Source organism: Affinibrenneria salicis (assembly GCF_008710095.1).
Genome location: NZ_VYKJ01000004.1, coordinates 93,008 through 106,127, shown reverse-complemented (window position 1 = coordinate 106,127; position 13,120 = coordinate 93,008). Strand labels below are relative to the sequence as shown.

Below are 13,120 nucleotides of genomic sequence, written 5' to 3'. Positions count from 1 at the left end.
TAAACGCTATTCCTGCGATGACCGGGCATCGGAGGCGGCGCGTTGAGCGCGGCGCCTTTTCCAGTACATCAACAAGCCGGTAATAAAAAATAGCGGTATACAAAAGGATGAAATGGCCATCAGTATCCGCCCGGATAAACCAAACAGATCGCCGGTATGAATGGGATCCATATTATTCAGAATGCGGCGCCCGAACGACTGACGGCTAAAGGGTTCAAAAGCCCGAATCTGCAGCGAACGGCCGTTGATTCTCAGTTCATCGAACGCCTGCAGATAGCCGTCGGATACGTGGACCCGGATGCGGATATCTTTGCCCGGCGCCGGTATAAAAATTAACGCATAGTCGTACCGCTCGCCGTACAACGGCTGCAGCTGGCGCCAGACGCGGTCCCAGTCGACGGGCGCAGCGCGATCCGGCGGCGCTTTTTTGGCCGCCGGCGCGACAAGGCTCGCCGGCGCATCGTCCAACAGCCAGATGACGCCCTGCCGGTAGCTGTCGTAGGACCACCAGAGCCCCGAGGCGGCGCTGATCAGGTAGAAACAGGCCAGCCAGCTGCCGAACACCCCGTGCAACATTCGGTAAAAGTGGCGCCCGCTCAGGCGAAAATCGGGTCGCAGCCAGTCGCGCAGGCGCCGGGTGCCGGCCGCCCAACGCAGATACAGACCGGACAGCGCGAAAAAGATCAGGCCGATGGCGCAGAGGCCGGTGATATTACGCCCGATCGGATTATTGCCGCCCGGCGCCAGATAGCGATGCAGATTGCGCACCGTGGCGAAAAAAGCCGCCCCGTTGGCCTCGCCGAGCAACACGCCGCGATAAGGGTCGACGAACTCGCGCAGGTTGCGCTGGCCGCGCTGGCGTTTCCAGGCCGCGCTCCATGCGCTGTCCGCCCGCCGTTCGATCTGCAGCGAGACCAGCGTTTCCTGCGGGCGCTGCTCGCGCAGGCTGGCGATCAGCGTATTTAACGGCAGCGGCCGGCTATTTCCCGGCGCCGTCACCCGCGTCTGCGGGCTGATCGCCAGCATAATTTCATCTTCGAAACTCATCATGACGCCGCTCAGCGCCATAAAGGAGAGACAGCCGCCCAGCGTGAGGCCCAGAAACCAATGAAGCCAGCGCAATAACCGGTGAGCGCGGGCGATCTTCGGCTTAGCGCGCGCGGACATCGAACGCCATCACTTTTGCGCCTCCGGCAGAGGCCGGCCGGAAATATGCGACTGCACCAGCGACACCATCAGATTCAGCGCGGCGAACGAGTTGGATATGGTCTCTTCGCGCGGCAAAATAATGTAACGCCCGGCGCGGCAGGCGCTGAGGAAACGGCAATATTGCGGCATTACCTTGTTCATCTCGTCGATTTCATCCTGCGGCCTGCCGCCGGCATCGGAGCGCCAGGTATCGAAAATAAAGTCGGCGTCCAGTTCCGGCAGCCGCTCCGCGCTGACGTCGATGCGTTCCCCTTCCGGGATGCCTTCGACAATGGCGGGAAAGCGGAATCCGGCGTCGCGCAGCACGCGGCCCAGCGCACGGTAGGTGTGATGAACGGTGATTTTGCCCTTGTTGGCCTGCAGCACCGAAACCGTAATCTTGTCGGTGTCCACCACGTGCCGCAGCTGTTTAATCTGCTCCTGATAGCGGTTTTCCAGAATCGCCAGCTGCGCTTCGCTGCCGGTCAGCTGCGCCAGTTTGGCGTAGATGCGCGGCGCGCCGCCAATCAGATGGTCGATACTGACTGTCGGCGCGATTTTTTCCAGCTGTTCCACCGGCACGTTGCGGCTGGGTTCGGTAATGATCAGATCCGGATTGACCGCCGCAATCGCCTCGATATCGATATCCGCGGTACCGATGAACTTGATGGCCGAATTATTGAAATCGACGCCGGTCAGAATATTGCTGGAGCGCAGGAAATGCGTGCCGTCCGCCCGCGTCCGGCCGTGGCTGGCCACCGGCGGCACGCCGAGCTCAATCAGCGGGATGGTGATATCCAGATCGTGTAGCGAGACGATGCGCTGCGGATGACGCGGCACCTCGACGCGGCGTCCGAGATCATCGGTAAACAGCTGAGTTTGCGGGGCGGCGGTCCGTCCAGGCAGTGGGACGGCCAGCACCAGCAGCGCCAGTACGGCAAGGGTTTTGCGCATCATGTTTCTCTCTCATCATCCGGTTACAGTGCGTCGCGACGACGCCACAGCAGCAGTAAAAAAAACGGCCCGCCAATCAGGGCAATGACAATCCCGGCGGGTATTTGCAGCGGCGCGAAGGCCAGACGGCCAATATTGTCGGTGACCAGCACCAGCAACGCGCCGAGCAGCGCGCTGCCGCTCAGCAGCGCGACCTGGCCGCCGCGCAGTAAGAAACGCGCCATATGCGGCGCGATCAGCCCGACGAACCCCAGGCTGCCGACGCAGGAAACGCTGGCGGCGGTCATCAGCACCGGCGCGCTAAAGCGCAACAGGGCCAGCGCCCGCAGCCGCACGCCGAGCCCGGTGGCCGCGTGGTCGCCGAGCAGCGCGACGTCGGACGCTCTGGCGGTGGCGTAGAGGATGATTGCGCCGAGCAGCGCCCACAGCGCGGCGACCCCCAGCATGTTCCAGGTGGCGGCGTGCAGGCTGCCCGCCATCCACACCAGCGCCGTCTGCACGTCGCGCACGTCGGCGGTGGTCATAAAGATGCCGACGCCGGCCGAAAAGGCCCAGGAGACGCCGATACCGATCAGAATAAAACGCGGGCGGGAGATATCCCGCGCCAGCGCCACCACCAGCAGCGCCACCAGCAGACCGCCGGCCATACCGGCGACCGGCCGCCACAGCAGGTTGAGCGACGGAAACAGCAGGATCAGCGTCAACACGACCGCGCTGGTGCCCTCTTTCACGCCAATCAGTCCCGGATCGGCCAGACCGTTGCGGGTAATGGACTGCATGGCGGCGCCGGCCAGCCCGAGCATCGCCCCGCTGAGCAGCGCCATCAGCAAACGCGGCAAACGGATATCCCAGACAATATAATGCTGCTGCGCCGGCGTATCGGCGGGGTAAAACAGCGCCTGCCAGATGCCGGCCCCCGGGATCGGCAGCGAACCGCGGGTTAAGCCCAGCACGCCGACCGCCAGCAACCCCAGCGCCAGCAGCGCGCAGGCCAACAGAATGCGCGGCCGCAGCAGCAACGAAAACGGCCCCAGCGCCAGACGGCGGAATTCATACGCGCTGAGTCGTTGATTCATTTGAACAGCCTCGAAGCAATCAGGATAAAGACCGGCGCGCCCACCAGCGCCGTCATAACGCCGGTCGCCAGTTCCTGCGGCGCGACCAGCGTGCGCGCCGCGATATCGGCGATCAACAGCAGCAGCGCCCCGATGACGGCCGACAGCGGGATCACCATGCGAATATCATCGGTAAACAGACGGCGCACAATGTGCGGCACCACCAGACCGATAAAACCGATCGGCCCGGCGATCGACACGGCGCAACCGCACAGCAGCGCGGCCGCGATCAGCCCCAGCAAACGGGTGCGCGCGATATTCACCCCCAGCCCGCTGGCGACGATATCGCCCAGCGCCAGCACGTTGAGACGCGGCGCGATATAGAGCGCCAGCAGCGCGCCGGGCAACATCGGCACGGCCGCCGCCCGCAGGATCGGCCAGCTCAGTCCGGCCAGATCGCCGACCAGCCAGATGCGCATATCCAGCAGGGTTTGTTCATCCAGAATCAAAATGGCGGCGGTGATCGACGAGGCAAAGGAAGAGAGCGCCACGCCGCACAGCGTGACCTTAAGCGGCGTCAGCCCGCTGCGCCCGGCGGAGGCCAGCAGCATGACGCAGAGAAACAGCACGGCCGCGCCGCAAGCCGCCAGCAGCGGACGAACCAACAGCGTCTCGCTGCCGCTCGCCCCGACGGCGGAGCCGATCACCACGGCCAGCGCCGCGCCGGCATTCAGGCCCAGAATATGCGGTTCGCCGAGCGGGTTGCGGATCACCGCCTGCAGCAGCACGCCGGCGATGCCCAGCCCCGCGCCGACCAGCAGCGCGGCGATCAAACGCAGCAAACGCAGTTCGACAATCACCGTATGATCGAAATTGTGCGCATCGTATGCGATCAGCGCCTGACACACCGTAAACGGATCAATGTAGCGCGCGCCGAGCCCCAGCTGCACCAGCGAAAGCAGCAGCAGCGCGGCCAGAGCCAGCAGCAGCGCGGCGCCGTTGCTCAATGCGCGGCGCGCCCGCCGCGGACGGGACGCGGAAAGAAGCGACGTCATGAAACGGATGACTCGCGCGGACGAAAGGGGATAAAGAAAGGCTTGCGCGTCACAGGATTGAACGACATCTGCACATCGACATCAAACACGGCTTTAATCAGCGCCGGACTGCACGACTCGCCGTCGGCGTCCACCTGGCCGACAATTCGCCCCTGTTTAAGGAATATCAGGTTATCGGCATAGTTAACGGCGAAATTTAGATCGTGCAGCACCACCACCACCGTACGGCCGTGATGACGCGTTAAATCGTGCAGCAGTTCCAGAATATCCACCTGGTAGCGCAGATCCAGCCAGGCGGTGGGCTCGTCCAGCAGGATAATATCCGTCTCCTGAGCCAGCGCCATGGCGATCCAACAGCGCTGGCGCTGTCCGCCGGACAAACTGTCCACCGGCAAATGCGCAAAATCCTGGGTCCCGGTCAGACGCATCGCCTGCCCGACCGCCTGCTCGTCGGCGGAAGACCACTGATGCAGGAAATTCTGGTGCGGGAAACGCCCGCGCGACACCAGCTCAAAGACCGTAAGCCCTTCCGGCAGCAGCGGCGTTTGCGGTAATATCCCCAGCCGGCGAGCCACCTGTTTCGTCGGCATCTCGTGAATCGCCTTGCCGTCCAACAGCACGCTGCCGCTAAAGGGTTTCAGCAGGCGCGCCAGCGTGCTCAACAGCGTTGATTTGCCGGAACCATTGGCGCCGACCAGCACCGTCATTTTGCCAGGCGGCAGCGTTAAGGTAATGTCATCAATAATCAGCGTCTTGCCATAGCCTGCGGATAGATTGACGGCGGAGATTCCCCCGTATAATGTCTTGTCTTCCACATGGTGTGGCATGCCTAAACTCCCGCATTGACCCGCCTGACTGCCTGTCAACAGGCCATCGCAGGAAAACACAAATAAGTCTCATTCAATTACGCAAATAATGCGCAGCATTGCTGTAGTAGTCAAGTCTTTATCAACCGCATTCACTACAGCACCCCACGCGCAATAACCCTATGTTCAATGCGACAAGAAAATGCAAATAAAACAATAAATATCATCGTATTAAATAAATACCCCTTATTACGCCGACGCGTATTCCCCCGTGCGGCGGCGCCATGATTTTTTTCGCCGGTTTAACGTTTACTACTACATCACTACATGGTTGAATGATTCTTAATTTCATATACCCCCTTCATCTGCCAGACCGCCGGCGCGCCGGCGTCGTGTGTTCCTTCGTTTTCTTAGTTCGCTAAGTCGCGGGAATACGCGCGCTTCGCGCCCGCCGGCAGAGCGAAATCTCACCGGGTATGGAAATTGATAAAAATAATGATAACGAATGCCTGGCGCATTCCCTGTTTTCGAGCAATGAAAATATAACTGAACTTCTCATTACCAAAGGTAATGCTATTTACGCGGGAATTGGGATAAATGAATAAATTAACACCTGCTTTTCAGGGGAAAAAAGGGCGGCTTTTATTTTCCATGCTCTTTATCGGTATATGTTCTTCCGCTCCGCTTCGCGCGGCGGAAGAGAATACGAGCGCAAAAGCGCCGGCGCAAAACGCCGACGAGAATAAGAATAAGGAAAATGAAACCATCACGGTAACGGCCACTCCCTCTGCCGCCAACGATGACGCGACGCTCGGTTATCAGCCGTTAAATTCCTCCACCGCGACCCTGACCGCCATGCCGCTGCTGAATATCCCGCAGGCGGTGAATACCGTCAGCGATCGGGTCATTGAGGATCAAAACTCGCGTTCGCTGGACGATGTGGTCAATAACATCAGCAACGTCGTGCAAACCAATACTCTCGGCGGCACCCAGGATTCGTTCGTCCGGCGCGGTTTCGGCGACAACCGCGACGGCTCGATCCTGACCAATGGCTTAAAGACCGTGCAGCCGCGTAGCTTTAACCCTACCGTTTCACGAGTAGAAGTGCTGAAAGGCCCCAGTTCCACGCTGTACGGCATTCTCGACCCGGGCGGCCTGATCAACGTTATCACCAAACGTCCGCAGACGACTTTCGGCGGTTCGCTGTCGGCAACCTCGACCAGCTTTGGCGGCGGCTCGGGCAAGATAGATCTGACCGGCCCGATTGAAGGAACGCAGTTCGCCTGGCGGCTGATCGGCGAATATCAGGATGAAGATTACTGGCGCAATTTCGGTCAAAAGAAAAGCAAATTTATTGCGCCCTCGCTCAGCTGGTACGGCGATAACGCCACCGTTAACGTGTCTTACACCCATCGCGATTACTCTATGCCCTTCGATCGCGGTACGGTATTCGACCTGAATACCGGACAGGCGGTCAATGTCGATCGAAAAACCCGTTTTGACGAGCCGTTTAATATCACCAAAGGCTATAGCGACGTCGCTCAGATCAATACCGAATACCGGATTAATAATGCGTGGACGGCGAAATTTGATTACGGTTACAGCCAGGATAAATACAGCGATAATCAGTCGCGCGTTATGGCCTATGACGCCAGCACCGGCAATCTGACCAGGCGCGTCGACGCCACCCAGGGTTCGATGCAGCGTATGCACGCCAGCCGGGCGCTTCTGCAGGGCAACGTGGTGATTGGCGGCCTGTATAATGAGATTATGACCGGCGTCTCGTACGAATTTTACAACCTGCTGCGTACCGACATGATCCGCTGCAGCAATAGCCAGGATTTCAATATCTATAATCCGCAGTACGGCCGCGCCTCGAAGTGCACCAATGTTTCCGCCTCGGACAGCGACCAGCGCATTAAGCAGGAAAGCTACTCGGCCTGGCTGCAGGATTCACTCTACCTGACCGATAAATGGATCGCCGTGGCGGCTATGCGTTATCAGTACTTTACCGAATTCGCCGGTAAAGGCCGCCCGTTCAACGTCAATACCGACAGCACCGACAGTCAGTGGGTGCCGAAATTCGGTCTGGTGTATAAAGCGCAGCCATGGCTGTCGTTCTACGGCAACGTTTCGCGTTCATTTATGCCGCAATATTCAATCGCCAACTATATCGGCAGCCTGCCGCCGGAAACGGCGACCGCTTACGAACTGGGCGCGAAATTCGATCTGTTCGAAGGCCTGACCGCAACGGTGGCGTTATTCAATATCGATAAACACAACGTGCTGTATAACGAAACCATCGGCGGCGAAACCTACGCCAAAACGGCGGGCCGGGTACGCTCGCGCGGTCTGGAAGTGGATGTCGCCGGGGCGCTGACGCAGAATCTTAATCTGATCGCCAGCTACGGCTATACCGACGCAAAAATCATCGACGACCCCGTCTACGCCGGCAAGCCGCTGGTCAACGTGCCGCGCCATACCGGCTCGCTGTTTATGACCTATGACGTGCACAACGTCATCGGCGGCAACACGCTGACGCTGGGCGCCGGCGGCCACGGCGTCAACCGGCGCGCCGGCGCGTCCGGCGCCACCTACTATCTGCCCGGCTATTTCGTGGCCGACGCGTTCGCCGCCTACCGTATTCAGGCCCAAAACCCGGTCACGCTCCAGCTCAATTTGAAGAATATCTTCGATAAGACCTACTACACGTCCTCCATCGGCACCAATAATCTGGGCAACCAGATTGGCGATCCGCGAGAACTGCAGTTCACGGTTAAAGTTGAGTTCTGACGAGATAAGCGCTGAGAAAAACCGCCCTGTCCGGCAGGGCGTCAGGCTAATGACGACGTTGGTTATCAGGACGAACGCCTCGGATTAACGCGCCGTGCCGCCATCGGGCCGTTTTTCCGCCGCGATCGCCGACTGCGCGTCCTGTGCTCCCCCGGCTCGCGGCAGGAGCCGGGCGGAATTCAAAATAAAGGTCAGCTCCGACGCCACGTGAATAAAAGCGGCCAGCAGCGGCCCGAGCAGACCGAAGGCGGCCAGCAGGATCCCCAACAGATCAACCGCCAGGGTGCCGGCGAAATTCTGCCAGATAATACGCCGCGTGCGGCGCGCCACCCGCATCGTTTCGACAAAACGGTACAGATCGTTGCCCAGCAGTACGATGTCCGCACTCTCCTGCGCCACATCGGTGCCCGACCCCATCGCCACGCCGATGCTGGCCTCAGCCAGCGCCGGGGCATCGTTAACTCCATCGCCAATCATCGCCACCGTGCGCTTTTGCCGCACCAGTGCCGCGATGCGCGCCTGTTTGTCTTCCGGCAAAAGTCCGGCCTCAATTTGCTGCAGCCCCAGCGGCTGGCCGACGGCCTCCGCCACCGCGCGGTTGTCGCCGGTCAACAACAGGGTTCGCACGCCCATCTTGCGCAGCATGGCGATCGCCCGCTGCGCTTCGGGCCGCACCGTATCGGCCACGGTAATCACGCCCAGCAGACGGCCCTCGCGAGCGACCAGCAGCTCGGAACCGACGTTCGCCGCCGGTCCGCCGCTGATCGAGATGCCATTATCGCTCATCCACGCCCGGTTGCCGACGAGGATACGCGCTCCCGCCCGGCGGGCCGAAATACCTCGGCCCGGCAGATAACTAAACTGTTCGGGCTCATGGTTCGCAATCGCCTGCGTCCGGGCGTAGGCGAGGATCGCCTTACCGAGCGGATGCTCCGAATGCAATTCAGCCGTCACCGCCGCTTCAAGCAGCGCCGCGGCGTCGACGCCCGGCGCCGGCAACACCTGCTGCACCTGCGGTAGGCCGAAAGTCAGCGTACCGGTCTTATCCAACACCACGGTATCGACTTTACCGAGCGTTTCCAGATGTACGCCGCCTTTGACAATCGCCCCGAGTCGGGCCGAACGGCCAATGCCGCCCAAAATAGCCAGCGGCGTGCCGGCGGCGATGCCGCAGGCGCCGGCCACGATAATCACCGAAATCGTCGAACGCATATCATGGGTCAACAGCCAGGTGAGCGCGGCGGCGGTCAGCGCGAAATAGACCAGATAGCCGGCCAGACGATCGGCCAGCCGCTGAACCGGCGCCCGCGATCGTTCGGCCCGCTCTACCGCTTCGATAATTTTGCCGTAGCTGGTGTCGCGACCGATACGCACGGTTTTAATCTCCAGCGCGCCGGACTGGTTGATGGCGCCGGCGAACACGCGCGTCCCGGCGCTCTTCTCCACCGGCATCGATTCGCCGGTAATCAGCGATTCATCGGTAAAAGAATGACCGGATATCACCACGCCATCGACCGGAATACGCCCGCCCGGCGCGACGAGGATCGCGTCGCCGACGGTCAGTTCGCCGGCAGAAACGGTGCAAATGACGCCGTTTCTGCGCAGCGAGACTTCACGCGGCAGAAACGCCAGCAGCTCGCGAATGGCCTTACGCCCGCGTCCAACCGTAAGCCCTTCCAGTTCTTCAGCCACCAGCACAAACAGGGTAATGATTAACGCGGTGAAGAACTCGGAGATGGCCGCCGCCGCAATGATGGCGATAGACATGGACAGTTCCATCGTCATACGCCGCGCCATGCTGTTTTCCAGCGCTTCGCGCAGGATCGGCCAGCCGCCGATCAGCAAACCTGCCATACCGATAACGCTGGCGTGTTGCCAGGGCTCCCACCACCGAAACCAGACTGCCAGCGCGGCGACGGCGACCAGCGCGATACGCACGCTCTCCGCCCAGCCGAACGCGGGCCGGCAATCGTGGCTGCTTGCATGATCATGGTCGTGACCCGACGCTGGGTCGTCATTGCTGGCTGACATCGCGCTCTCCTGAACTATAACGGTAAACGTTTCCCCGGACGGCGATAACATTCGGGCGATTACTTCAGATAGGCGCGCAGGATAGAAATCAGTTCGGCCGCGCCCTGCTCCCGCTCGCTGTCGCTGGTGATAGCAGGGTCGGCGATATGCGACTGAATATGCCCTTCCATGACCTCACGCATTAGCCCGGTCAACGCGCCGCGCGCGGCAGCGATTTGATGCAGAACGTCCGCACAGGGTTTTTCCGCCTCCAGCGTGCGCTCGATGCCCTCCATCTGGCCGCGAATCCGCCGTACGCGAGCGAGGAGCTTTTTCTTTCCGCGAATCGTGTGGCTCATGTCGATTCCCTGATTTTAGTATAGGGAGGTATGGTATATTGCGGATAATGCGATGTCCATACTCATCATTATCCGGCACCTTATCGCGGTGAATAACGTAACGCATTGGTCCGCGATAGAAGAAGGACGCTAACCGGGCTGGATTTTACGCAGTTATCTGATTAAAAATAAAAATATTGAGGGAAGAAAGTAAGCGGCGCCGGCATAAAATCAGGGACGACGCCGAATCACCGCCGAGCGCCGCCAGAGACTGAAATCTGACGGCGATCGGCGGCTCAGCGTGCAGCGGATGAGAGACGCCGCACGCTCAATCGCATGCGCCAGAAGGAGAGCGCCGCGGCGGAAGCCGTGTTAACGGACCTGCGCGCGATGGCCCCCCCGCCGGCACGAACCGCTTATTTACGACGCAGCGATAAACGCCCGGCTTCAGGCCAGATAGCGACGGAACCAGGTCAGGGTCCGCTCCCAGGCCAGATCGGCCGCCGCCTTGTCATAACGCGGGGTGGAGTCATTGTGGAAGCCGTGATGAACGCCGGGATAAATGTAGCCCTCATAGGTCTTATTCGCCGCCTTCAGCGCGGCTTCGTAAGCGGGCCAGCCTTCGTTAATACGGGTATCCAGTTCGGCATAGTGCAGCAGCAGCGGCGCCTTGATGCGCGGCACATCCTCCGTCCTGGCCTGACGGCCGTAGAACGGCACCGCCACGGCCAGCTCGGGGTAAGCCACCGCCGCCGCGTTGGCGACGCCGCCGCCGTAGCAGAAACCGGTAATGCCGACCTTGCCGTTGGTCTGCTCGCTGTTCATCAGAAATTCGATCGCGGCAAAGAAGTCGTTCATTAGCTTCGTCGGATCCACCTGCTGCTGCAGTTCGCGCCCCTTGTCATCGTTGCCCGGATAGCCGCCGACCGAACTGAGGCCATCGGGCGCAAGGGCGATAAACCCTGCTTTGGCGACGCGGCGCGCCACATCTTCGATATAAGGATTCAGCCCGCGGTTTTCATGCGCCACCACCACGCCGCCGACCCGGCCGGATGCGGCGGCCGGACGCACCAGGTACCCGCGCACGCTGCCGTGTCCATTGGGCGACGGGTACATGATATATTCAGCGATGATATCGGGATCGGTAAATTCAACCTGCTGCGCCAGCGCGTAGTTGGGACTCATGATGCCGAGCAGAGCCAGCGCGGTCAGCCCGCCGACCGTATACTTAGCGGCCCGTTCCAGAAACTCGCGTTTAGTGATCTTGCCGTGCGCATAATAGTCGTAATACTCAAGCAGCTCTGGAGGAAAATCTTTCGCGGTAAGACGGGACATAGTTAGTGCTCCTTTCAGCCTAATCAGCTCATAACCAAACAGACGATTAACACAAAAAAGATAAAATTTAACCACCCTGAAACTAATTTTACCTAATTTTACCTGATGGACAGCCGACAAACGCGACGCCGGGCGTGGAGAACGGCGCCAGCCGCGGCACAGGGCGAAACGTATCATCGTCGAAGGCAATGCGGTTCAAATCGGTCCGGAGCCAATTTAAACCGCGCAGGCGTCGTCCAACGAGTGAACGTCAGAGACCGGCCGAATAATTGAGCGCAACTGCAACTGCAACTGCAACTGCAACTGCAACTGCAACTGCAACTACAATTTGCCGGGCACAGATGATTATCCCTATAGCCGACTTACCCGATAGTTGAAAAACCGGCGGGGCGTTTTCCGTTGCCCTTGCGAATACCGGCCTCTCCGGCGGCGGGATTAACCGACGCCGTCATCTGCCCCGGCGCCCCCTGGCGTACGGCTCGCCGCGCCATACCAGAACGTACTATTTACCCGCCATAAGTACCATCAGGAACTATTTACGCCGGGACGATCCCGCCGGCTATTGCCGGCGAATTCCATACGCAGAAAAAATAGCGCTTTATAAAACAGTCATTAAATTTTAATCCGGCGCAAATAAGCCTTTTTTTTCATGGCTGGCACAGCGTTTGCTCAATCACTGGGGCGACGGATATCACTGAAAATATTTACTTGCGGAGAAAATTGACATGACTCGTAAATTAGCAATCTATGGTAAAGGCGGTATCGGTAAATCAACCACTACGCAGAATACGGCGGCTGCGCTGGCTTATTTTCACGGTAAGAAGATTTTTATTCACGGCTGCGATCCTAAAGCGGATTCAACCCGGCTTATTCTGGGCGGTAAACCGCAGGAAACCCTGATGGATGTGCTGCGGGAATACGGCGCGGAAAAAATCACTAACGAAATGGTGGTGAAAAAAGGCGTATTCGATATTAACTGCGTGGAATCTGGCGGCCCGGAACCGGGCGTCGGCTGCGCCGGCCGCGGAGTTATCACCGCCATCGATCTGATGGAAGAAAATAATGCCTATGCCGAAGATCTGGATTTTATTTTCTACGACGTACTGGGCGACGTGGTGTGCGGCGGCTTCGCCATGCCTATTCGCGACGGTAAGGCGCAGGAAGTCTATATTGTCGCCTCCGGCGAAATGATGGCGATTTACGCCGCCAATAATATCTGTAAAGGGCTGGTGAAATACGCCAGACAGAGCGGCGTGCGGCTGGGCGGCATTATCTGTAATAGCCGTAATGTGGATGGCGAAAAAGAATTCCTCGAAGAATTCACCTCGGCCATCGGCACCAAAATGATTCATTTTGTGCCGCGCGACAATATCGTACAGAAAGCCGAGTTCAATAAAAAAACCGTCACCGAATATGATCCGGAAGCGAATCAGGCCCAGGAGTATCGCGAACTGGGGAAAAAGATTATCGAAAATACCGATTTCGTCATTCCCAGCCCGCTGACCATGGATCAGCTGGAAAACATGGTGGTGAAATACGGCATCGCGGATTGACCGATAAAGCGAAGAATTAAACTTCACGTTAAG

General features: G+C 59.4%; 10 protein-coding genes. 2 read left to right on the top strand and 8 right to left on the bottom strand.

The genetic code is table 11. The annotated features are described in order from the left end of the window. Positions 1–6: 6 nt before the first annotated feature. From FJU30_RS09730 to FJU30_RS09710, 5 genes are read right to left on the bottom strand one after another with little or no spacing between them, the layout of a single operon-like run. A complete protein-coding gene (locus FJU30_RS09730; protein WP_150434779.1) occupies positions 7–1,167 on the bottom strand; it encodes a PepSY-associated TM helix domain-containing protein in 1,161 nt (386 codons plus the stop codon). 9 nt (positions 1,168–1,176) lie between these two features. Beyond that, complete coding sequence (locus FJU30_RS09725; protein ID WP_150435016.1) at positions 1,177–2,142, bottom strand: ABC transporter substrate-binding protein; 966 nt, start codon at positions 2,140–2,142, stop codon at positions 1,177–1,179. Positions 2,143–2,165: 23 nt separating this feature from the next. Continuing rightward, on the bottom strand, positions 2,166–3,218 hold the full coding sequence (locus FJU30_RS09720) for a FecCD family ABC transporter permease (RefSeq protein WP_150434778.1): 1,053 nt from the start codon (positions 3,216–3,218) through the stop codon (positions 2,166–2,168). Further along, complete coding sequence (locus tag FJU30_RS09715) at positions 3,215–4,252, bottom strand: FecCD family ABC transporter permease (protein WP_150434777.1); 1,038 nt, start codon at positions 4,250–4,252, stop codon at positions 3,215–3,217. The genes FJU30_RS09720 and FJU30_RS09715 overlap by 4 nt, the downstream gene beginning before the upstream one ends. Next, positions 4,249–5,079, bottom strand: a complete 831-nt coding sequence (locus FJU30_RS09710; protein ID WP_150434776.1) for an ABC transporter ATP-binding protein — start codon at positions 5,077–5,079, stop codon at positions 4,249–4,251. Before FJU30_RS09710 ends, FJU30_RS09715 begins: the two co-directional genes overlap by 4 nt. A 576-nt stretch (positions 5,080–5,655) precedes the next feature. On the opposite strand from FJU30_RS09710, the gene FJU30_RS09705 reads away from it, so the two are divergent. Beyond that, positions 5,656–7,851, top strand: coding sequence for a TonB-dependent siderophore receptor (locus FJU30_RS09705; protein WP_150434775.1), 2,196 nt, complete (start codon positions 5,656–5,658; stop codon positions 7,849–7,851). Positions 7,852–7,935: 84 nt separating this feature from the next. Here the strand turns inward: FJU30_RS09705 and FJU30_RS09700 are convergent, their stop codons facing one another. From FJU30_RS09700 to yghX, 3 genes are all read right to left on the bottom strand, one after another. Then, positions 7,936–9,882, bottom strand: a complete 1,947-nt coding sequence (locus FJU30_RS09700; RefSeq protein WP_150434774.1) for a heavy metal translocating P-type ATPase — start codon at positions 9,880–9,882, stop codon at positions 7,936–7,938. Positions 9,883–9,941: 59 nt separating this feature from the next. Then, the gene (locus tag FJU30_RS09695; protein ID WP_150434773.1) at positions 9,942–10,220 is read right to left on the bottom strand and encodes a metal/formaldehyde-sensitive transcriptional repressor; all 279 of its coding nucleotides are present in this window, start codon (positions 10,218–10,220) and stop codon (positions 9,942–9,944) included. A 426-nt stretch (positions 10,221–10,646) separates the two neighbouring features. Next, complete coding sequence (yghX, locus tag FJU30_RS09690) at positions 10,647–11,534, bottom strand: YghX family hydrolase (RefSeq protein ID WP_150434772.1); 888 nt, start codon at positions 11,532–11,534, stop codon at positions 10,647–10,649. A gap of 725 nt (positions 11,535–12,259) precedes the next feature. Between yghX and nifH the strand changes: the two genes are divergently transcribed. Beyond that, positions 12,260–13,087, top strand: coding sequence for a nitrogenase iron protein (gene nifH / locus FJU30_RS09685; RefSeq protein ID WP_150434771.1), 828 nt, complete (start codon positions 12,260–12,262; stop codon positions 13,085–13,087). The last annotated feature ends 33 nt before the right edge of the window (positions 13,088–13,120 follow it).